This window comes from Paenibacillus sp. SER-28 (genome assembly GCF_052906305.1).
Map to the genome: position 1 here is coordinate 176,411 of NZ_JBRECM010000010.1, position 21,399 is coordinate 197,809.

Annotated in this window: 20 protein-coding genes and 1 tRNA gene; 2 read left to right on the forward strand and 19 right to left on the reverse strand. The window is 46.6% G+C overall.

Annotation, left to right across the window (positions count from 1 at the left end; translation table 11 throughout):
• Positions 1-141: 141 nt before the first annotated feature.
• From secG to ACUYLD_RS20595, 7 genes are all read right to left on the reverse strand, one after another.
• On the reverse strand, positions 142-375 hold the full coding sequence (secG, locus tag ACUYLD_RS20565; RefSeq protein WP_013308268.1) for a preprotein translocase subunit SecG: 234 nt from the start codon (positions 373-375) through the stop codon (positions 142-144).
• A 341-nt stretch (positions 376-716) separates the two neighbouring features.
• A complete protein-coding gene (gene eno / locus ACUYLD_RS20570; protein WP_013308266.1) occupies positions 717-2,003 on the reverse strand; it encodes a phosphopyruvate hydratase in 1,287 nt (428 codons plus the stop codon).
• A 63-nt stretch (positions 2,004-2,066) separates the two neighbouring features.
• Positions 2,067-3,611: a 2,3-bisphosphoglycerate-independent phosphoglycerate mutase gene (gene gpmI, locus ACUYLD_RS20575; protein ID WP_013308265.1), complete on the reverse strand. Its 1,545-nt coding sequence runs from the start codon at positions 3,609-3,611 to the stop codon at positions 2,067-2,069.
• Position 3,612: 1 nt separating this feature from the next.
• A complete protein-coding gene (tpiA, locus tag ACUYLD_RS20580; RefSeq protein WP_013308264.1) occupies positions 3,613-4,365 on the reverse strand; it encodes a triose-phosphate isomerase in 753 nt (250 codons plus the stop codon).
• A gap of 59 nt (positions 4,366-4,424) precedes the next feature.
• Positions 4,425-5,606, reverse strand: coding sequence for a phosphoglycerate kinase (locus ACUYLD_RS20585; RefSeq protein ID WP_061830216.1), 1,182 nt, complete (start codon positions 5,604-5,606; stop codon positions 4,425-4,427).
• A gap of 120 nt (positions 5,607-5,726) precedes the next feature.
• Positions 5,727-6,737 carry a type I glyceraldehyde-3-phosphate dehydrogenase gene (gene gap, locus ACUYLD_RS20590; RefSeq protein WP_023986488.1) on the reverse strand — a complete coding sequence of 337 codons (1,011 nt, stop codon included), beginning with the start codon at positions 6,735-6,737 and terminating at the stop codon, positions 5,727-5,729.
• Between the two features lie 93 nt (positions 6,738-6,830).
• The gene (locus ACUYLD_RS20595; protein ID WP_013308261.1) at positions 6,831-7,868 is read right to left on the reverse strand and encodes a sugar-binding transcriptional regulator; all 1,038 of its coding nucleotides are present in this window, start codon (positions 7,866-7,868) and stop codon (positions 6,831-6,833) included.
• 269 nt (positions 7,869-8,137) lie between these two features.
• Here ACUYLD_RS20595 and ACUYLD_RS20600 point away from each other — a divergent pair.
• Together ACUYLD_RS20600 and clpP are read left to right on the forward strand one after the other, a co-directional pair.
• Positions 8,138-8,212 (forward strand) — tRNA-Arg (locus ACUYLD_RS20600).
• Positions 8,213-8,421: 209 nt separating this feature from the next.
• Positions 8,422-9,018 (forward strand): ATP-dependent Clp endopeptidase proteolytic subunit ClpP, encoded by a 597-nt coding sequence (gene clpP, locus ACUYLD_RS20605; RefSeq protein ID WP_025686039.1) that lies wholly within the window; start codon positions 8,422-8,424, stop codon positions 9,016-9,018.
• Positions 9,019-9,143: 125 nt separating this feature from the next.
• Here clpP and ACUYLD_RS20610 read toward each other — a convergent pair whose 3' ends face one another.
• From ACUYLD_RS20610 to hisF, 12 genes are all read right to left on the reverse strand, one after another.
• On the reverse strand, positions 9,144-10,247 hold the full coding sequence (locus tag ACUYLD_RS20610) for a PdaC/SigV domain-containing protein (protein ID WP_446675880.1): 1,104 nt from the start codon (positions 10,245-10,247) through the stop codon (positions 9,144-9,146).
• A 239-nt stretch (positions 10,248-10,486) separates the two neighbouring features.
• Complete coding sequence (locus tag ACUYLD_RS20615; protein ID WP_250267166.1) at positions 10,487-11,248, reverse strand: SIMPL domain-containing protein; 762 nt, start codon at positions 11,246-11,248, stop codon at positions 10,487-10,489.
• Between the two features lie 233 nt (positions 11,249-11,481).
• Positions 11,482-11,751, reverse strand: a complete 270-nt coding sequence (locus ACUYLD_RS20620; protein WP_013308257.1) for an HPr family phosphocarrier protein — start codon at positions 11,749-11,751, stop codon at positions 11,482-11,484.
• A 136-nt stretch (positions 11,752-11,887) separates the two neighbouring features.
• Positions 11,888-12,832, reverse strand: coding sequence for a DNA-binding protein WhiA (gene whiA / locus ACUYLD_RS20625; protein ID WP_061830212.1), 945 nt, complete (start codon positions 12,830-12,832; stop codon positions 11,888-11,890).
• Between the two features lie 5 nt (positions 12,833-12,837).
• Entirely contained in the window at positions 12,838-13,824 is a 987-nt protein-coding gene (locus tag ACUYLD_RS20630) for a gluconeogenesis factor YvcK family protein (RefSeq protein ID WP_023986485.1), read from the reverse strand.
• A 12-nt stretch (positions 13,825-13,836) separates the two neighbouring features.
• Complete coding sequence (rapZ, locus tag ACUYLD_RS20635; RefSeq protein WP_013308254.1) at positions 13,837-14,736, reverse strand: RNase adapter RapZ; 900 nt, start codon at positions 14,734-14,736, stop codon at positions 13,837-13,839.
• A 66-nt stretch (positions 14,737-14,802) separates the two neighbouring features.
• Positions 14,803-15,753, reverse strand: coding sequence for an ROK family glucokinase (locus tag ACUYLD_RS20640; RefSeq protein ID WP_013308253.1), 951 nt, complete (start codon positions 15,751-15,753; stop codon positions 14,803-14,805).
• Between the two features lie 292 nt (positions 15,754-16,045).
• Positions 16,046-16,999 carry a thioredoxin-disulfide reductase gene (gene trxB / locus ACUYLD_RS20645; RefSeq protein ID WP_013308252.1) on the reverse strand — a complete coding sequence of 318 codons (954 nt, stop codon included), beginning with the start codon at positions 16,997-16,999 and terminating at the stop codon, positions 16,046-16,048.
• A gap of 39 nt (positions 17,000-17,038) precedes the next feature.
• Complete coding sequence (locus tag ACUYLD_RS20650) at positions 17,039-18,808, reverse strand: tetratricopeptide repeat protein (RefSeq protein ID WP_446675881.1); 1,770 nt, start codon at positions 18,806-18,808, stop codon at positions 17,039-17,041.
• Positions 18,809-19,044: 236 nt separating this feature from the next.
• Complete coding sequence (gene hisJ / locus ACUYLD_RS20655) at positions 19,045-19,869, reverse strand: histidinol-phosphatase HisJ (RefSeq protein WP_446675882.1); 825 nt, start codon at positions 19,867-19,869, stop codon at positions 19,045-19,047.
• A 36-nt stretch (positions 19,870-19,905) separates the two neighbouring features.
• Positions 19,906-20,637: a bifunctional phosphoribosyl-AMP cyclohydrolase/phosphoribosyl-ATP diphosphatase HisIE gene (hisIE, locus tag ACUYLD_RS20660; protein WP_446675883.1), complete on the reverse strand. Its 732-nt coding sequence runs from the start codon at positions 20,635-20,637 to the stop codon at positions 19,906-19,908.
• Positions 20,634-21,392, reverse strand: coding sequence for an imidazole glycerol phosphate synthase subunit HisF (gene hisF / locus ACUYLD_RS20665; protein ID WP_254327312.1), 759 nt, complete (start codon positions 21,390-21,392; stop codon positions 20,634-20,636). Before hisF ends, hisIE begins: the two co-directional genes overlap by 4 nt.
• Positions 21,393-21,399: the final 7 nt, after the last annotated feature.

Here is a 21,399-nt window from a genome sequence, read left to right on the forward strand (position 1 = left end):
ATGTCCTTGTTCCTGATACAAGGCTCTTAATATACTCATACCCTAGTATACACGAATTTAATCGACGGCATCCCTGCCTGTCCAAAATCTAAAAAAAGCCCCCGTTTCCCGCGAAACGAAGGCTTAAGGTACATATTTATCTTATTTTGCAAAAAATGCAACTAAAACAGAAACGATCATGAAACCCGCACCCAAAACAGCAGTTGCGCGTTGTAAAATCAAATCCATACCGCGAGCTTTTGTCTTGCCGAACAGATGCTCAGCACCGCCAGAGATGGCACCGGACAAACCTGCGCTTTTCCCCTTTTGCAGTAAAACAACCGCAATAACAGCAATCGAGAACACAACGAGCAGCACTTTCAAAAAGATTTCCATGAAAAATCCCACCTCCTGAGCTTATACATCTGTTTTGCAAAACAACACAGCCTCTTTTATGAAAACATGTACATATCATGTTATAAATAGCCGGAAATTAACGCAAAACACTATTTCTATTCTACCACAGCTTCCAGTAGATAACAACAGCTATAGCAAGTCACTCAGCCATTAAGCCTTTGCAAAGTTATAAATTCTCATACACATCCATAATAACAAAAAACAGACCTGCTCGCGGTGACGAGTAGGCCTGTTTTATTCATGCGAAAAAGCTTTGAGCGTTCAGACTTCATGATCATAAACCATGAGTCAAGAGACGCCATCAGCATTTTTGCGCAATATTATTTTTTCAGGTTGTAGAAAGATTTCAGGCCGTGGTATTGAGCCAGTTCACCCAGTTGATCCTCAATGCGGAGCAATTGGTTGTACTTCGCAATACGGTCAGTACGGGAAGGAGCACCTGTTTTAATTTGGCCTGCATTTGTTGCAACAGCGATATCAGCGATTGTGCTGTCTTCGGATTCACCGGAACGGTGAGAGATAACAGCTGTGTATCCTGCACGTTTAGCCAATTCGATAGCATCGAATGTTTCAGTCAGCGTACCGATTTGGTTTACTTTGATCAGGATAGAGTTACCGATGTTTTCATCGATACCTTTAGCCAGACGCTCTGTGTTTGTTACGAACAGGTCGTCACCAACCAATTGGATTTTGTTGCCCAATTTTTCAGTGAGCAATTTCCAACCTTCCCAGTCATCTTCGGAGCAACCATCTTCAATAGTGATGATTGGGTATTTATCAACCCAAGAAGCAAGCAGGTCAACGAACTCAGCAGAAGTGAAGGATTTGCCTTCGCCTTCCAAAGTGTATTTTCCATCTTTGAAGAACTCAGTGGAGGCAACGTCCATACCGAGGAATACGTCAACACCTGGTTTGTAACCAGCTTTTTCGATCGCTTCGATAATAGTGGACAGAGCTTCTTCGTTAGATTTGAAGTTAGGAGCAAAACCACCTTCATCACCAACAGCTGTGTTCAAACCTTTGGAGTTCAGTACGGATTTCAGGTTGTGGAAGATTTCTGCGCCTACACGCAGAGCTTCTTTAAATGTAGGAGCGCCTACAGGCAGAACCATGAACTCTTGTACGTCAACGTTATTGTCGGCATGAGCGCCACCGTTAACGATGTTCATCATTGGTACTGGCAATTGTTTAGCATTGAATCCGCCCAGGTAAGTGTACAGTGGCAAGCCCAGAGCTTCAGCAGCAGCGCGAGCTACAGCCATGGATACTGCCAGAATTGCGTTTGCACCCAATTTACCTTTGTTATGTGTACCATCCAATTTGATCATCAGCGTGTCGATTTCTACTTGGTTCACAGCATCCAAGCCGATTACTTCAGGAGCAATAATTTCGTTCACGTTTTTAACAGCTTGCAGAACGCCTTTACCCAGGTAACGGGATTTGTCGTTATCACGAAGCTCTACAGCTTCGTGAGCGCCTGTGGAGGCACCGGAAGGAACGATAGCACTACCGATAGCACCGGATTCCAGATAAACTTCAACTTCAACCGTAGGGTTACCACGGGAGTCGAGGACTTCGCGAGCGTACACGTCAGAAATAATAGTCATTTGTACTTAATCTCCTTTGTGAATCATGATTTGTTGGTCAAGCCTATACTTATTAAATCAAGCTTACTTGCGGGATGCAATCATAGATTTTCCTGTCATTTCCGCAGGTTGCGGAAGTTGCATCAAATCCAGAAGCGTTGGAGCTACGTCAGCAAGTATTCCATGCTCACGCAAAACGATATTTTCGTCAGTCAAAATGAACGGAACCGGATTAGTTGTGTGAGCTGTGAACGGACGTCCCTGCTCATCAATTTCCATATCCGCGTTACCATGGTCAGCAATGATAATAACCACGCCGCCTTTGGCTTTAACCGCATCTACAACACGTCCAACACATTCATCTGTCGTCTCTACCGCCTTAATCGTTGGCTCCAGCATACCGGAGTGTCCAACCATATCCGGATTGGCAAAGTTCAGGATAATCGCATCATGCTTGTCGGCTTCGATTTCCTTAACAGCAGCATCCGCTACTTCATACGCACTCATTTCCGGCTGTAAGTCATATGTAGCCACTTTAGGCGAGTTGATCAAAATACGAGTTTCGCCAGGAAGCTCCACATCACGTCCGCCACTGAAAAAGAAAGTAACGTGCGGATATTTTTCAGTCTCAGCAATACGCAATTGCTTTTTGTTGTTTTGAACCAACACTTCACCAAACGTGTTATCCAGGTTTTTCGGTTCGTAAGCTACAAAGCCTTCAACCGTTTCGCTGAACAACGTCAGGCAAACAAAGTGCAAATCTTTAGGCCATTTCGGGCCACGGTCAAAACCACGGAAGTCCGCATTTGTAAATACCTGAGACAGTTGAATCGCACGGTCAGGACGGAAATTGAGGAAGATAACAGAGTCATTGCTTTCGACCAGCCCTACAGGACTTCCGTCAGCCTTCACAATAACAGTTGGCTCCACAAATTCGTCGAACACTGATTTTTCGTACGATTCTTTCAATGCTTCCATTGGGTCTGTGTATTGAGGACCTTCTCCGTACACGATTGCACGGTAGGATTTCTCTACACGTTCCCAACGTTTGTCGCGGTCCATAGCATAATAGCGTCCTTGTACAGTCGCAATTTTGCCTACGCCCACTTCTTGAATTTTAGCGATCAGTTGCTGCATGAAGCCTACGCCGCTGTCAGGCATAACATCGCGTCCATCCATGAAAGCATGAATGTACACTTCTGTTAAGCCTTCTTTTTTCGCCAAATCCAGCATAGCGAACAGATGGCTGATATGGCTATGCACGCCGCCGTCGGACAGAAGTCCGTACAGGTGAAGTTTCGTGTTGTTCTTCTTGGCATGTTGCACTGCTTTGACCAGTGTTTCATTGTCGTAGAATTCACCTTCACGGATGGACTTCGAAATACGAGTCAAGTCTTGATATACAATTCGGCCTGCGCCGATGTTCAAGTGACCTACTTCGGAGTTACCCATTTGTCCTTCAGGCAGACCCACTGCTTCGCCAGAAGCCGTCAGCGTTGTATGAGGATACTGTTGTAAATACCGGTCGTAATTCGGTTTGTTGGCCTGCGCAACCGCATTACCTTCTACGGTGTCACGCAATCCGAACCCGTCCATAATAATTAAAGCTACCGGTTTTGGTGCTGTCATCTTACTTCGCCCCCTCAACAAGCGCGATGTACGACGCCGGTTGAAGACTGGCACCGCCCACGAGCGCGCCGTCGATATCGCTTTGACCCAGGTACTCAGTAACATTTTCAGGTTTTACACTGCCACCATACTGAATACGTACAGCATTTGCTGTATTTTCATCATACAGCTCTTTAATCAGACTGCGGATATAGGAAATCACTTCATTCGCATCCTGCGAAGTGGAGGATTTGCCTGTTCCGATGGCCCAGATCGGCTCATAAGCAACAACTACTTGTGCAGCCTGATCCTTAGCCAAACCAGCAAAAGCTGCTACAGTTTGCACTTTTACAACCTCTTTGGTTTGTCCAGCTTCACGATCTTCCAGCTTTTCGCCTACACACACGATTGGAGTCAGGCCATGACGGAATGCCGCATGAACCTTTTTGTTCACCGTTTCGTCTGTTTCATTAAAATATTCACGACGCTCGGAGTGTCCGATCACAACGTAATCTACGCCCAGATCTTTCAGCATTCCACCGCTAATTTCACCTGTAAATGCACCATCTTCTGCAAAGTGCAGGTTTTGTGCGCCGATTTTAATAGACGTACCTTTTACTGCTTCAACCAGAGCAGGAAGATTCGTAAATGGTGCGCAAATCACGCTTTCCACTCCTGCAACCTCTGCTTTGCCTTTGATCTCTTCGATGAAAGTTTTAGCTTCTGGTACGGTTTTAAACATCTTCCAGTTACCCGCGATAATCGGTGTTCTCAATGGTTTCAACTCCTAACTATTAGGTGCCCTAAAGCTTTATTCACGCATAGTGCGTTTGATTATTTATCGTTCAGTGCAACAACACCCGGAAGTGCTTTGCCTTCCATAAATTCAAGTGATGCGCCGCCGCCAGTAGAGATATGATCCATTTTGTCAGCCAAGTGGAATTTTTCAGCCGCAGCCGCAGAATCACCGCCACCAATGATGGTGTATGCTTCAGTAGTTGCGCAAGCTTCCGCTACTTCACGAGTACCACCAGCGAAGGGCTCGATTTCAAATACGCCCATTGGTCCGTTCCATACAACCAGTTTGGAGTTTTTGATCACATCTGCATAGATTTTACGTGTTTTGGGTCCGATATCCACGCCTTCCCAATCTGCAGGAATACCATCGATGTCCACAATGTTAGTATTCGCCGTAGCGCTGAAATCGTCAGAAATGACAATATCCACCGGAAGGTAGAATTTTTTGCCGAGCTTCTTCGCTTTTTCAATAAATCCAAGAGCTACGTCCAGTTTGGATTCATCCAGCAAAGATTGACCCACTTCATGACCTTGAGCTTTAAAAAATGTATAAGCCAAACCGCCGCCAATGATTACGTTATCTGCAATGTTCAGCAGGTTGTCGATCACGTCGATTTTGTCTTTTACTTTGGAACCGCCAATAATGGCTGTAAAAGGACGGTCTGGATTCGACAAAGCTTTACCAATAACAGACAATTCTCTTTCCATCAGCAAGCCAGAAACAGCCGGAAGAATATGAGCGATACCTTCAGTGGAAGCATGAGCACGGTGTGCTGCACCAAATGCGTCATTCACGAAAACGTCGGCCAATTCAGCAAATTGCTTCGCCAATTCAGGATCATTCTTTTCTTCTCCTGCATAAAAACGTACATTTTCAAGCAACAGCACGTCGCCGTTTTGCAGTTCAGCCACTTTCGCTTTAACAGCTTCGCCTACTGATTCGTCCACTTTAACTACTGGCTTTTTCAGCAGCTCAGACAAACGTACGCCAACAGGAGTCAGACGCATGGATTCAACAACCTGACCTTTTGGACGTCCAAAGTGACTCGCCAAAATAACTTTTGCACCTTTTTCAATCAAGTAGTTAATGGTTGGCAAGGTTTCACGAATACGCTTGTCATCCGTAATTTTACCGTCCTCAACCGGAACGTTAAAATCTACACGAACAAACACCCGTTTTCCATTCAGCTCTATATCACGTACGCTCTTTTTGTTCATCTCCATATTCCTCCGCACCCTTATAATTTTACGAAACAGGAATTTAAGGCACATTTGATATATAAAGAGCGGAAACAATAACCTGTTTCCGCTCTATGATGTTGCTCAATAAAAAGGTTCTTATTTAGCCAGTTTAGCGAAGTATTCCAACGTGCGGATCAATTGTGCAGTGTAGGACATTTCATTATCATACCAAGCTACAGTTTTCACCAGTTGTTTGTCGCCAACAGTCAGAACTTTAGTTTGAGTTGCATCAAACAAAGAACCGAAAGTGAGACCTTTGATGTCAGAAGAAACGATTTGATCTTCAGTGTATCCATAAGTTTCAGGATCGGAAGCTTCTTTCATCGCTGCGTTGATTTCTTCAGCAGTTACGTTTTTCTCCAGAACTGTTACCAGCTCAGTCAGGGAACCTGTAGGTACTGGAACACGTTGAGCCGCGCCATCCAGTTTACCTTTCAACTCAGGGATAACCAAACCGATTGCTTTAGCAGCACCAGTTGTGTTAGGAATGATGTTTTCAGCTGCTGCACGAGCACGACGGAAGTCACCTTTAGCATGTGGAGCATCCAAAGTGTTTTGGTCGCCAGTGTAAGCATGAATTGTAGTCATCAAACCTTCAACGATACCAAATTTATCTTGCAGTGTTTTAGCCATAGGAGCCAGGCAGTTAGTTGTGCAAGAAGCACCGGAGATTACAGTTTCAGTACCGTCCAGAATTTCATGGTTTACGTTGTAAACGACAGTTTTCATGTCGCCAGTAGCTGGAGCGGAGATAACAACTTTTTTAGCGCCGCCTTTCAAATGTTTCTCAGCAGCTTCTTTTGTTGTGAAGAAACCTGTGCATTCCAGAACGATGTCTACACCCAGGTCTCCCCAAGGCAGTTCTTCAGGGTTGCGGTTAGCCAAAACTTTAACTTCTTTACCATTTACTTTGAAGAAGCCATCATGTACTTCTACTTGTCCTTGGAAATTACCTTGTGTTGTATCATATTTCAACAAATGTGCCAACATTTTGGAATCTGTCAAGTCATTGATTGCTACTACTTCAATACCTTCCACGTTTTGAATCCGGCGGAAAGCAAGGCGTCCAATACGTCCGAAACCGTTAATACCAACTTTAACTGTCATGAGTGAGTTCCTCCCAAAGTTCGTTTAGTTTAGTTTTATATATTCAAGACAGACCCGAAAGCCTGTCAAGACAACACCATTCATAAATCCATCTTAACCATTTAAATAATGACTTACAATCTCGGCAGCAGCGCCTTCGTCGGTGACTAGAATGTCTTCTTGTCCGAAACGCAGTACCGCATGAATAGCGGCCGCCTTGCTCTTACCTCCAGCTACGCCTAGAACCGTATCGGTACGCCTGATGTCCTCTAATCGAAGTCCAAGCGTCAGCATTCTGTGAACAACGACGCCATCTTCGTTAAAGTAGTAACCAAACGATTCGGCAACGGCCCCCTCACTGCTGATCTGGGCAAAGGTTTCGGGATCAAGTTTACGTCTATGTGCCATCGCTATGGCGTTGCCTATCCCGTGAATGATGATACGACTCTCGCGAATCAGGTTCAATATATCCTGAATGTTCGTATCTTCAAGCAAGGAGTTGTAAGCATGATTGCTGAGCAAATCCGGTACATGGAGCAGACGGTATTGAGCGCCTACCTTGCGAGCCATTGTGGAAGCAATTGTGTTGGCCTGCATTTCCATGCTTTCTCCCAAACCCCCGCGTGCCGGTACAAACCACCCACCCTTAAGTGGGCCATTAGAAGGTAGTGCCAGTTGTTCCGCCACGTCGGCAATCGTCGTGCCACCTGTTACAGCGACCACATCCTCGTCGTCCATAACACTCAGCAACGCTTTTGCTCCAGCGCGCCCCAGCTCCTGCTTTGTTAACGGAGAAGCATCCGAATCCCCAGGAACGACAACCACCTTCCTCAAACCATAGGCTTGACGAATCTGGTCCTCCAATTGGGACAGGCCGAACAAGTTGTTCGCAATCGGCTCCAGCTGTTCCAGCAGATCCAGTCCTGCTTTGCTCACCTTCATGCCTACACTCTCAATCTCAATTAGCCCTTGAGCTTTAAGAAGATCGGTTTCGGCGCGCAACACGCGCTCAGTCATGTTCAGTGAAGCTGCCAGTGTTCTGCGTCCAACAACATCGGACAGCATAATCTGATGCAGGATCGTGTACCTTTTTTTCAAAACATCCATGAGGTCGGGCAGAAGCTGCTTCTGTATTTCTAATATCTTTCGCATGCTTTCCACTCCCGCACACTTCTAAGTTCTGTCTCTAATGCTCTATCTCTAACTGGTCTTAAAACGTCCCGGGATAACTTTTTAAGTCCCACGTATATCTTAACCAATATTTGCTCCACATGCAAGTCTATCTGAACCTATATTTCTCAACCATTTGCCTGAATATGCGCATTTAATAAAAGCTTGCAATTCACTGCTGTATATCATATAATCATCTTTGTTTCCAATTAGCTGTTTAATTAGTTAGTTGTTTGCATTGATTGAACTATGCGCCCGTGGTCCAACGGATATGACGTAGGCCTCCGGAGCCTGAGATCGAGGTTCGATTCCTCGCGGGCGCGCCATTTTAATGAACGCATAAATGCTTCTATATAATGTTTTAACCAATAAGAGCGCTGAGGGCTCTTTTTTTTAATCATTAGTTTGACTTTCTTTGACTTTTTGTTTGAAATTGTTTATCATGTGGTTAATACGGTAACAGTTTATAAATAAGGGACGTGTAATCGGCATGTCCACCAAATCCACTAACGATATTTAAGGGAGGTTTTTTGACGTGAGCTATGTTCCTATGGTAGTAGAACAAAGTAACCGCGGCGAACGCGCCTATGACATTTATTCCAGACTGTTGAAGGATCGCATTATTTTGTTAGGCTCGGACGTCAATGACGTTGTAGCCAACTCTATTATTGCGCAAATGCTGTTTTTGGCTGCCGAAGATCCTGAAAAAGATATTCACTTGTATGTTAACAGTCCTGGCGGTTCCATTACAGCTGGTATGGCCATTTTCGATACGATGCAATACATTAAACCTGACGTATCTACGATTTGCGTAGGTATGGCGGCTTCCATGGGCGCATTCTTGCTGAATGCAGGCGCCAAAGGTAAACGTTTCGCTTTGCCAAACAGTGAAATTATGATTCACCAACCACTGGGTGGTGCACAAGGCCAGGCAACGGATATTGAAATCCGTGCACGCCGCATTCTGAAAATGCGTGACAAATTGAACCGCATTCTCGCAGATCGCACAGGCCAACCACTGGAGCGCATTGAAAAAGACACAGACCGTGACTACTTCATGTCCGCTGATGATGCCAAGGAATACGGTATTATTGATAAAGTGCTAACTAGCTCCTCTCCAGAAGGTGTATAAGAGAAGAAATTCGCCTCTCGATAGCTGGTAAATGAAAAAGCTGCCCCGGATGTTCTTATCCGGTAGGCAGCTTTTTTTGCTTTATTGTTTTTTAGGTTATAGACAATTGGAATTGTTTACTCCTACTATTCATGCTGTCCCGCAAAAGGCTTTCCGCCTTGAGGCAGCAGTTGACCGAACGAGTAGGTAAACTCCGGAATTCCATACGCGTATGGCGCATAATCATACAAATCAAACACAATTGTTACTCCACTGCTCGTCACATAAAAATTCTGATCTGCCGCCAGCTCTTTAAATTTGCCGAATCCTTCGCCAGCCTGAAGCGCATCGATTTTTTTCTTCAAATCAGCATTGAGGAACTTTTTGTAGTTCGGATTTGCCTTCAAAACGTCAGACAATTGCAGCAGTTTACCATCAGCGAGCGAGAACGTATATCCTTTACGTGCCGTCATGCCATGTGCGCCACCCGTATACGAGTAATCCTGCATAATCACACTCAGAATACCATCTTTGTTATAGGCAATTGCAAAATCATTTCCGAACTCATACGGTCTTTCTGTTGTAGCCTCTCCCTCAGACATCATCTTTTTGCCTGCTGCCAATATACCCTCTGCATGCTTTTTAAGCACATTGTTAATGGCCTGTTGAGCCTCAGGATTCAGCTGGCTGCCGCTGATTTGCGGGTACTTAATCTTGTAGGACACCTTTGCATTACTCGACGCTGGAAGTGTTTGAGACGCAATGGTGATCGGATTTAGCTGGCTTTTACTCAGCGTTACTGTTTTCTGAGCAGCATTCCATTGAGCATCTATGCCTAGATAGTCTTTCAGCAGACTCATAGGAATGTATAGCTTCCCAGCGATCTGTTTGGCATCCATACTACGTGTATTGATTCCATTGACGTTGACGTAGGCATCCGAGGAAGAAGCCATAATGTAAAGTTTATTGTACCCGCTACCTACGGTATATGTCGTTGTTTTCGCATCATAGCTTACTGGAATCCCCAGGCTGTCACGCAGTGCGGCCACCGGAATCATTGTACTCCCGTTCACTTGAACACCTTTAGCGGGCAACGTTTTACCATTCCATTGGATGGTGATTCCTGGTTGCTGTGTTGTCGCTTGTTTGATCGATGCTGCCTGGATATAGGAAACGGGAACAGCTGCGACTCCTGCTAAAATCCCTGCTGCCAGCAGTGCTGAACCCCATTTTTTCGCATGCTTACTCATATTAAGTATTCCTCCTGTTATTGATCTGTATTGTCTATGTGTGATAATTACTTTTCCTATTATATCTATACCCTATTGTATGTAGTTTACAATCTGTACACTCTCCGATTTCAATATGTACACCTAATAACCCTTAGCTATGACAGACTCATTACAAAAAGGTTTCGATATACAAAAAGAGCCAGCAAGCCAGCCTACGCATGATGCAGGCCGCTTGTGGCTTCGTTTGATGATCTGTATTAGTTCATTTCGTACTGAGCCGACACCTGAACTTTCACTGTTACTTGTCCCGATTGGATCTCTGTCCCGCCACCTGCTACGTCCAAGAGCGATTTTGACATGGCATTTTCACGTTGTGTAAAGACTTGTGCTTCTCCGCCATCTACCGTCACACTCACAAGGGCACCTAACCCGCGTTTGGCTGCTTTAGCTACAGCACTGGCTTTAGATTGTGCGCTTCCCAATGCCTTAGTAATGGCTTCCTCTTCATAAGTCGAAGGATCTTCCACGGAAAAACGTACATTATCTACGTTATTGGCTCCAGACTTGGTCGCCTCATCCAATAACTGACCAATTTTATCCAAATCTCGGTATTTGACGGAAAGTGTATGGTTGGCAGTGTAGCCTTTGAGCTTCTGCCCTTCTTTTTCGTTATAGGTGTAGTTAGGCTGTACATAAAATTGGCTGGTCTGAATGTCATCTGCGCTGATGCTCCACTTTTCTTTCAGCAGTTGTGTAACCTTGTTCAATTTTGTAGCATTGGCTTTTTGAGCAGCGGCTGCCGTATTCCCTTCCGATTGTACACCGATAGAGAGATAAGCAATATCGGGCTTCGCCAGTACTTCCCCGCTTCCAGTCACATTAATTACACCGTTTACCGTCGAAGCTGTTGACGCAGCATAAGCACGATCTGCCCCTGTCCATAATCCTCCTGCTACTCCCCCTGCCATTAATGCTCCTGCGAGAACTGCCGTGGCTACTGTTTTTGTCCAAAGTCTCATTGAATTCAACCTCTTTCTTGTAAATGTTTGTACCTTCCAGACGGAAATGACGGAAAAAGGTTGCAGCCAAGCATACATATTTCCGAAACAGAGCATGACCATGGAATTCAACAAATCCACACATAGAACAGTTAACGGAGGAGCGTTCGAAGACTTTTTTCTGGATACAAAAAAAAGCCCCAAAGGGGGCTTTTCACTAAGAGCATACACCATATTACAAAGCAAATCTTTGTTTATTGATTTTCCAGCTCTACCTTACTAACCAGACTTACTAAAGCGTTTACAGCCTGTTCGGCGTCCGCACCTTCAGCACTAATATTGATTTCAGTACCTGTACTGATGGCAAGACTCATAATACCCATAATGCTTTTGGCATTAACCTTTTTGTCATCTTTTTCCACAAAAATCTCAGATGAATATTTATTCGCTTCCTGTACGAACAACGCAGCAGGTCTGGCGTGCAGTCCTGTTTTCAAGCGTACGACTACCGGATGTTTTGACATGTCAGCTTACCCCCTCATCAAATAAATCTGGACACTACTTACTCCATTTTATTTATCACATTATAACATTAACCCGGGACAGACACTAGAAAAAAAACTAAAAAAACCGGGGCTAAAAGCCCCATGGACACTCTTTTTACGGAATCAGGCCATTTTCGCCCCTAATTTTGTCAGCCATCTCATCAATTTTGCGAAGCCGATGATTTACACCCGATTTACTCACGACCCCTTTGAGCATTTCCCCGACTTCTTTCAAATTCAAATCGGGATGAGCGAGCCGAATTTCTGCCACTTCTCGCAGTTTATCCGGCAAGGTCTCCAAACCAACTTCCCTCTCCAGCAACTTAATATTCTCAATTTGCCGGACAGCAGCTCCGATCGTCTTGTTCAAATTAGCCGTTTCACAATTGACAATGCGATTTACGGAATTGCGCATATCGCGCATAATGCGTACATCTTCAAATTTGAACAAGGCTTGATGCGCCCCAATGATGCTGAGCAGCTCGATGATCTTCTCGCCTTCCTTGATGTAGAGAATAAAACCTTTTTTTCGCTCAATACAGCGAGCATTTAGATGAAATTCATTCGCAAGATCAACGAGTGCCTGACAATGCTCCTCATACATCGAAGAAATTTCAAGGTGGTAAGACGATCCTTCAGGATTGTTGACAGAGCCACCTGCCATAAAGGCGCCCCGCAAATAAGCCCTCTTACAACAGTTTTTCCGAACGATATCCCGATTAATCCCGTCAGTGAATAAGAAACCTTCTGTGACGATATAAAGATCCTTTAGCAGTTGCTGCACACCATTGGGAATACGGACAATGTACACATTATTTTTTTTCAAGCGCATTTTTTTCCGTACAAGCAGTTCGATATGAAGTTGAAAATGCTTCTTGATCAAGGAGTAAATCCGCCTTGCAATCGCGGCATTTTCTGTGGACACGTCCAATATCACCCTTTTATTCGACAGTTGTACGGATCCGAGCATACGTATAAGTGCAGATAGTTCCGCTTTCTCACAGCAGGACTGGCTTTCAATCATCGTAAGCTCTTTTTTCGTTTGTGCCGCAAAGGACAAGGGACTCACCTCCTTCTTAATATCCAGTTTTGTACCAATTGGTAAATATGCTGGCTCAATTTGTCGGCATCATGCCGTAAATACGTGCGGAACAGAACTAATGTATCTGCCACCACTTTATATCCCCGGTCGGTCAGCTCGCCCATGTCTACTTGAACTGGCTTGGCTCCCTGCTCGGCATACATTTCCTGTACTTGGGGTGGAATTTCTCCGTTATTTACAATGACATAGTCGAAGAGATGATGCCCTACATGCTCAAAAATAGCTTGCAGGTGATCTCCTACCGTATAACCATCAGTTTCCCCAGGCTGGGTCATAACGTTACAGACAAATATTTTGATAGCGTCTGATTTTACTACAGCTTCAGCGAGTTTAGGTACAAGCAAATTTGGTAATATGCTGGTATATAGACTGCCGGGGCCAATCAAAATCGCATCGGCTTCATTAATGGCCTCTACAGCCTCAGGCAACGGCTCCACGTGAGTCGGTTCAAGAAAGACGCGTTTGATGCGTCCGCCCGCTTCCGGGATCTTGGACTCCCCGGTAATCACCGTGCCATCCTCCATCTCGGCGCTTAGCACAACGCCTTCCTCGGCTGCCGGCAACACACGTCCCCGGACAGCAAATACACGGCTAAGCTCACGCACCGCCGTTACGAAATCTCCCGATATATCGGTCATCGCTGCTAAAATCAGATTACCTAGGCTATGGCCTGACAATCCTGATCCCGCACCGAAACGGTATTTCAGCATATCTGACATCACTGGTTCCACGTCAGCCAAGGCAGTCAGCACATTGCGAATATCCCCTGGAGGGGGCATCTGCAGCTCACTGCGCAAAATCCCGGAACTTCCGCCATCGTCAGCGACTGTAACAATAGCCGTAATATCTAGCGGCTTTTGCTTTAAGCCCCGCAGCATGACGGACAAGCCGGTTCCGCCGCCCATAACAACAATACGTGGGCGCTCCCGTTGTGATCCGGTCTCTTTCATGATTTCACCTCATTAATGCCGGTCCCGATCAGCATCCCGATGCGAAACAGAAACAGATTCTGTCTCGCTGGCACCCAGCATTTTTCCTAAATACTCCGATATTGCAACAGAACGATGCTTACCGCCAGTACAGCCAATGCCAATAATGACCTGGCTTTTGCCTTCTTTGCGATATTGCGGAATCAAAAAGTGTAACATATCCAGCAACTTGGTCAAGAATGCCTGAGTCTCGGGCCATTTCATGACATAATCATATACATCGCTATCCTGTCCCGTGTGGGGACGTAGTTGGTCCACGTAGTGGGGATTAGGCAGGAAGCGCACATCGAATATAAGATCGGCATCAATGGGAATACCATACTTGAAGCCAAAAGAAGTAATGTTCACGGAAAGCATACTGCTCTCCAAATGAGAAAATCGTGAAATAATCCTCGCCTTTAAGGTTGCAGGCTTCATCACACTTGTATCAATAACCTGTGTAGCTGAGCTTTTTAGTTCTTCCAACATCTTGCGCTCCAACCGAATCCCATCCAAAGGCATGCCGTCTGGAGCCAACGGATGACGTCTACGGCTTTCCTTATATCGCTGTACGAGAACGCCATCATTCGCATTTAAGAATAAAATTTCACAATGAATCGTAAAATGATCTTTAATATAATTCAAAGATTCCGACAAGGCAGTGAAAAATTCTCGTCCGCGTAAATCAATTACGAGTGCCACCTTGCCTATTTTACCGTTCGACTGCTCAATCAACTCGGCAAATTTGGGAATCAGTACAGGGGGCAAATTATCAACGCAGAAGAAGCCCAAGTCTTCCAGGCTCTGAACCGCAATGGTCTTCCCTGCGCCTGACATCCCCGTAATAATAATGAGCGTTGCCCACGGCGCAGCATTTTTTAGGTTGTCTGTCATATGGACTTCCCTCTCCTTTTGCTTCTTCGCTCTATACCAGTACCCGTATTATCAATAACCTGTGAATCAGGAGCGTAGCAGCAACCCTGCAGCCCCTACGATACCTGCGTCATTGCCTAACACCGCTGGTACGATATATACACCCTTTTGAAGCGGTTCAGGTGCCAACTTGGCGTATACGCGACGCATCTCTTCAAATAAAAAGTCGCCTGCTTTAGAAACACCGCCGCCTATAATAAACAACTCTGGATTAAGCACAGCGGCAACCGCTGCCATGGATTTCCCCAAATAAAAGGCAGCCCGGTTCACGATACGCAGCGCGACTTCATCTCCAGCTTTAGCAGCATCAAATACTTCCTTGGCAGCAATTTGATCTTCCAGCGCCAGAGAGGTCCGGTCGCCACGTTCCACAGCGTCCTTGGCCATACGAATGATGCCTGTTGCGGAAGATACAGTTTCCAAGCAACCCATTTTGCCGCATCCACACTGAATAGCCTCCAGATCAGGTACGACGCTGATATGGCCAATTTCTCCGGCCATGCCCGAAGAACCTTGGTATATTTTACCGTTTATAATAATTCCGCCACCTACTCCTGTTCCCAGGGTATAGCACACGCAGTTTTCGATGCCTTTGCCTGCACCAGCCCAAGCCTCACCCAGCGCAGCAACATTCGCATCGTTGTCTATTTTCACAGGCTTGCCAATCCGGTTCTCTAGGAGCGCACGGATCGGTACGTCACGAAAGCCAATATTAGGAGCGAGGACAATAATACCATCACGAACATTCGTAAAACCTGCAACGCCTGCACCGACACCCTTTAGTTGATCCCACTCATAAGGAGATTGCTCAACAATATGCCGCACATATTTTTCGATATTACCGATGACAACGTCTACACCTTTATCGGTTTCGGTTGGTCCCTCATATGTGTGCAAAAGCTGTCCGTTTTCATTACAAATGCCGACTTTAATCGCGGTACCGCCCAAATCGACACCTACATAGATACTTTCAGACATGTTTCAAGCCACCTTTATGTTTACTTAAAAACCTGGTATGAAATATATGCTTACAATTCCTACTTCACAATAGTAATCCTACGTTCCAACTATAATTGAAGCCCCCGTTACGGTCAAGGACACTTCCTTGTTGAAAAGTGTACGATTAGCGGAACTTTTAACCTCATGCACCCATAAAAAGGAGAAAGCCTGTGCAAACGCAGCAGGCTTTCTCTTCCTGAACAAAAGATACGGCATAACAGAGGCTTCCTTCGCTCTCCCGTTAGCCTTTTTGTGTACTATAGTCACTCTTTTATTGATCCAGTGTTTCGCTCCAGTCGTGAACAGCACTGCCTTCGAGATACTTCTCGCAGTCCATAGCCGCCATACAGCCCGTTCCCGCAGCCGTAATAGCTTGCCGGTAACGGTTATCCTGTACATCCCCACAGGCAAAAACTCCGGGGATATTCGTTTCTGTTGTGCCTGGCTTCACTACAATATAGCCGTGTTCATCGGTATGGATTTGTCCGTTCAGGAAACCTGTGTTCGGTGTATGACCGATGGCTACGAATACGCCATCTACCTCAATCAGCTCATCCTGATTGGTCTCATTATTGTGTACCTTCAAACCCTTTAAGCCAGCTTCTCCCGTTACAACTTCCAGAGGAGTCCGGTTTAATGCCCAATGTACTTTTTCGTTCTCACGCGCGCGATCTTGCATAATTTTGGACGCCCGCAACTCATCGCGACGATGGACCAAGGTTACACTGGAGGCAAAACGGGTCAAGAAGCTCGCTTCCTCCATGGCTGAATCGCCACCGCCAACCACGACAATCTTTTTCCCGCGGAAAAAGAAGCCATCGCAAGTTGCGCACGTGCTGACTCCGCGACCTACATTGTCTTGCTCGCCCGGAATGCCTAGATATTTGGCGGACGCACCTGTAGCAATAATGACCGACTCCGCCTCAATGATGCCTTTACCCTCTACCTTCACTTTAAAAGGACGTTTGCTGAAATCCACTTCCTCAACCCAACCGGAAGTAAATTCAGCGCCAAAACGTTCAGCCTGCTTGCGCATATTATCCATCAGTTCAGGCCCGAGGATACCTTGCTCAAAACCCGGGAAATTTTCAATTTCGGTCGTTGTAGTAAGCTGCCCACCGGGCTGCATCCCTTCAATGATCAGCGGATTCATGTTAGCGCGTGCCAAATAAATAGCGGCTGTGTAGCCTGCAGGACCTGTACCAATAATTATGGATTTATACATACGTTTGTTGCCTCCTTTAAGTGATGTTTGGAGCAGGTCTCAGACCTGCTTTTTAAACGTGGAGAGCGGTTGCTTCAGCTTCTGTTTGATACCACACACGCTGTCAATCTGGCGTGCATAGCGGCTTACGGTCGATACGGAAATACCATAACGATCGGCTACTTCCTGATAGGTGACTGAATGATGATGCATTTTAGCTGTCAAATATTCCAGCGCCGCTGCCCATCCCTCAGTGTGCTGAACCATCGGAACTTCCGGGGCAAGCCGATCCAAATACTCCAGCCAAAGCGATCTCAAATCGTGCTGCATGGCCGGATCTGATGGCTTGCTCATGACGGTCAGTACCTTATCCAGCACTGCCTGCCATTGTGGATCGACCGGGGAAGCAGATACACCACCTTCAATTGTATGCGGATCGTTCTCAACCTCCAACTGATCAGAATGTTCCGTTTCCGGGTACATTTTCTGCTCACCCTGCTCCGCCAGTTCTTGCAATACTTGCAAGGCACGGCGTTTCAGCTCATCCTCCTGGTCCGGGTCTTCTACGAAGGACTCCAGTGCCTGACGCACCTCATCATCACCGATCAAGCTTAACGCCTGAATGACCTGAAGCTGAGTCGCCCGATCCCCGTGGCGCAAGGCCCAGAAGAAGGATGACCGGATTAGCGGGTCCTTCTTCATACTGTCAGGCACCTGGTCAGCACCAAACTTCTCCCACATGCGGAATTGCTCCTCAAACGGGAGATGATAATGATAGCTGAGCACTTGCAACGGTGTACCCTCCTGCTGGAGTTCCTCCAGTCGGGACAGGAAAAACCGCGGAACTTCCGAGGAAGCATCCTGCTTTTGCAAATGACTCCACAACCGCCGAGCTTCCGCATATCTTCCGGTATTGCTAGCAGCTACCGCCGTGTAATGGTACAAAGAAGCATCCGCATTGTTCTCTCCATCGCCATGAAGCAACCTGCGGAAATGTCTGTAGGCCTCCTCATGGCGTCCGAGAATCCCCATAGTGGTCGCCAGCTTGAATACCTGCTCCTCCTGAAACGGTATAGTAACCGCCAAAGTCTGCACCAGACGATCCAATTCCGGGCCGCCGCCCTCGTGCTGATAAAAGATCGCCAAGTTGCACAATGCGTGTAAATTACCCGGCTCATCTTCCAGCACTTGAATAATGGTAGCCTTAGCATTTTGGAACAATCCCATGTAGTAATACGCCAGCGCCAGATTATTCCGCGCAGCGAACATATCCGGTTGTTCCTCTGAAATTTGCTTGAGCAACTGGGCTGCCTGAGCAAATTCCCCCTCCTCCAGCAGGACACGAGCCTGATCATGCTCTACTACTCCCTGCCGGGCCTTAATGCGGTTCAGCTTCGTTGGACGGTCCAGCTCATAATAGAGCAGCTCCATCATTTCCTCCGCTTCATCAAGAAACTGGCCTTCTTCGTCCTCCTCCAGGTACGTGACCAATGCTTTCTCCGCTTCTTCAAACTGCTCCATATTAGCGTAATTATTCGCCATATAGAAATAACACTCTGTCATCGACGAGTCTACGTCACTCAGAACAGAGGACAGGATCTCATTCGAACCTGCATAATCCCCCATCTCTGATAATATACCCGCCATATTGCAATGATTCACCGGATTATCCGGTTCATATTCAACGGCTTTGCGAAAATATTTCAATGCCTTGTCATAATGATTGCGATCAAGCGAGCGCACAGCTTTCTCAAAAAAGAAAGATGCGTCGAAACGCAAAGCAATAATTTTAGGGCTAGGTTCCGATACTCGCAGATGTTTCCCTTTCATAAATAACCAAGGCACCTCCTTTAAAAGTAACTGGCATGTTCATACCCTTCAGTATACCACAACTTCAAAACGACTTGACAGTCGATCCTGCCTCATTCCAAAAATCGGATACACTCTTGTATACCTATAGATATGTATATAAGAATACGCTAAATAGCCGAGCGCTTTTTCCCTGTAGAAATAGGGAGCGTTCGGCTAACCACTGGAAATAATACTTAGACCCAATAAACGTATAATTAAAGCGTCAGCGGCACCAGCGAGCGCTCGCGATGCTGAAATACGGCAAGCTCGCGATAGCCGACTTCATATAGAAGCGCGCGTGCCTTCTCCAAGTGCTCGGACAGCTTCGCCGGATCATGAGCATCCGATCCTACGGTCAGTGGGATGCTTAGCGAAAAAGCTTCTTCCAGCATGCGGCGGCTCGGGAACATCTCGGCACAGGGCTTCGAAAGCCCTGATGCATTCAGTTCCATCGCCCGACCGCTTCGGGCAACGGCTGAAATTGCGGCACGCTCCAGTTCACGCAGCTCCTCCATTTCCTCCGGCCTCGGATGATAGCCGAAGCGCTTAATGACATCCAAATGACCCATGATGTCATACAAACCGGTAGCTGCCGCTTTAGAAACCGCATCATAATACGTGCGATACACTTCAAGCACATTTTTGCCTTCCCAATGGTGTACCTGACGGAAGTCCGTGACATCCCATTCACCGAGAAAGTGGACGGAACCAATCACATAATCCCAGGGATACGCGGTGATGATGTCTTCGATTTCTCGTTCCCAGCCCTCGATGTAGTCGCCTTCCAAGCCAACACGAATATCAATTTGCCCTTTAAAACGTTCCTTCAGTTCCAAACATTCTTCCACGTATCGGGGCAGCTCCTCCATAGGCATTGCCATTTCCGGGTAATAGTCAGCCGGTTTTACATGCAGTAGTGGCATGTGATCGGACAAGCCGAGCTGATCCAGCCCTAGCCGAATTCCCTGCTGTACATACTCTTCCAGACTCCCTATGGCATGCCCGCAGCGGGCGTGATGCGTATGATAGTCAATTTTCATGCGACCCTCCCCCTTTCAACACTACAACAAACCGTACTAATCACGACGAGGACGTTCATGACGGCGATTCAGCTCAGCCAGAACGTCATCGAGCGGTAGCTTGCGCTCCTGCAACAGCACCAGCAGGTGATAAATCAAATCGCTGACCTCCAGGCGCAGTTCGTCATTATCTTTATTTTTGGCGGCAATGATTGTCTCGGATGCTTCTTCGCCAACCTTTTTCAAGATTTTATCTACACCTTTATCAAAAAGATAAGTCGTGTAGGCCCCTTCAGGACGTGTCTCTTCGCGCTCCTTAATAATCGCCTCCAGCTGGGCAAGTACCTCAAAGCGGTCTGCTGAAGCACTGGAAACATCATTTACCAACGTGTGGTCTACTGCATTTCCTGCAATAGGTGCTACAGCCGTTCCTAGCGCGGAAATATTACGAAAAAAACAGCTCGTTGCTCCTGTATGACAGGCAGGACCGCTCGGAATGACACGTACCAACAGGGCATCACCGTCACAATCCAGCTGGATGGAGGTGATTTTTTGTGTATTCCCCGAAGTAGCCCCCTTGTGCCACAGCTCCTGTCTGGAACGTGACCAGAACCAGGTCTCTCCCGACTCCAAAGATAGTTTCAGCGACTCGCGGTTCATGTAGGCCAGCGTAAGCACCTGAAGCGTAGCATCATCCTGCACAATCGCCGAGACAAGTCCTGCCTCATTCCAGCGTACATTATCCAGTATCTGCTCCAGAGATAGCTGTTGGTTCAATTCGTTGCTCATCGTATCTCCACTCCTCTGCGCTTCAAATCCCGTTTTAGCTCAGGGATTCCTATTTCTTTATAATGAAAAATCGTTGCTGCTAATCCAGCATCCGCTTTACCCGCCGTAAACACGTCATAGAAATGCTCCTGTTTTCCTGCTCCGCCAGAAGCGATAACTGGAATCCCGACGGTATCCGATACCGCGGAAGTCAGTGGCAGGTCAAAGCCGTCCTTGGTTCCGTCCGCATTCATGCTGGTCAGCAGAATCTCACCGGCTCCCAACTGTTCAGCTTCCTTGGCCCAGGCCAAGGCTCGGATACCAGATGGCGTGCGACCTCCGTGTGTATACACTTCCCACTCGTCCCACGCCTCGTTGTACTTGGCATCAATGGCAACAACGATACATTGTGAGCCAAAGCTGCGCGCACCCTCCGCAATCAACTGAGGGTTACGGACAGCTGCCGTATTTACGCCGATTTTATCAGCTCCGGCACGCAAAATGCGTTTCATATCATCGACATGAGATATCCCGCCACCTACGGTGAAAGGAATGGCAATTTCCCCGGCTGTCTGACGAACTACTTCTTCCATGGTGGCACGCCCTTCAACTGAAGCAGAAATATCCAGAAATACGATTTCGTCCGCCCCTTCTCGATCATAAAGTGCCGCCAATTCCACCGGATCGCCTGCATCGCGTAAGTTCACAAAATTAACGCCCTTAACCACCCTGCCATCCTTTACATCCAAGCAGGGAATAATACGTTTAGCCAGCATGCCTACT

Excerpts from the sequence above, each read along its gene's own strand:
- ACUYLD_RS20640 (WP_013308253.1), bottom strand. The coding sequence starts at position 15,753 with ATGTCTGAAAGTATCTATGTAGGTGTCGATTTGGGCGGTACCGCGATT.
- ACUYLD_RS20615 (WP_250267166.1), bottom strand. The coding sequence starts at position 11,248 with ATGAGACTTTGGACAAAAACAGTAGCCACGGCAGTTCTCGCAGGAGCA.
- rapZ (WP_013308254.1), bottom strand. The coding sequence starts at position 14,736 with ATGACAGACAACCTAAAAAATGCTGCGCCGTGGGCAACGCTCATTATT.
- ACUYLD_RS20610 (WP_446675880.1), bottom strand. The coding sequence starts at position 10,247 with ATGAGTAAGCATGCGAAAAAATGGGGTTCAGCACTGCTGGCAGCAGGG.
- hisJ (WP_446675882.1), bottom strand. The coding sequence starts at position 19,869 with ATGAAAATTGACTATCATACGCATCACGCCCGCTGCGGGCATGCCATA.
- hisIE (WP_446675883.1), bottom strand. The coding sequence starts at position 20,637 with ATGAGCAACGAATTGAACCAACAGCTATCTCTGGAGCAGATACTGGAT.
- ACUYLD_RS20650 (WP_446675881.1), bottom strand. The coding sequence starts at position 18,808 with ATGAAAGGGAAACATCTGCGAGTATCGGAACCTAGCCCTAAAATTATT.
- ACUYLD_RS20620 (WP_013308257.1), bottom strand. The coding sequence starts at position 11,751 with ATGTCAAAACATCCGGTAGTCGTACGCTTGAAAACAGGACTGCACGCC.
- eno (WP_013308266.1), bottom strand. The coding sequence starts at position 2,003 with ATGACTATTATTTCTGACGTGTACGCTCGCGAAGTCCTCGACTCCCGT.
- trxB (WP_013308252.1), bottom strand. The coding sequence starts at position 16,999 with ATGTATAAATCCATAATTATTGGTACAGGTCCTGCAGGCTACACAGCC.
- secG (WP_013308268.1), bottom strand. The coding sequence starts at position 375 with ATGGAAATCTTTTTGAAAGTGCTGCTCGTTGTGTTCTCGATTGCTGTT.
- ACUYLD_RS20585 (WP_061830216.1), bottom strand. The coding sequence starts at position 5,606 with ATGAACAAAAAGAGCGTACGTGATATAGAGCTGAATGGAAAACGGGTG.
- ACUYLD_RS20630 (WP_023986485.1), bottom strand. The coding sequence starts at position 13,824 with ATGAAAGAGACCGGATCACAACGGGAGCGCCCACGTATTGTTGTTATG.
- ACUYLD_RS20595 (WP_013308261.1), bottom strand. The coding sequence starts at position 7,868 with ATGCGAAAGATATTAGAAATACAGAAGCAGCTTCTGCCCGACCTCATG.
- gap (WP_023986488.1), bottom strand. The coding sequence starts at position 6,737 with ATGACAGTTAAAGTTGGTATTAACGGTTTCGGACGTATTGGACGCCTT.
- hisF (WP_254327312.1), bottom strand. The coding sequence starts at position 21,392 with ATGCTGGCTAAACGTATTATTCCCTGCTTGGATGTAAAGGATGGCAGG.
- gpmI (WP_013308265.1), bottom strand. The coding sequence starts at position 3,611 with ATGACAGCACCAAAACCGGTAGCTTTAATTATTATGGACGGGTTCGGA.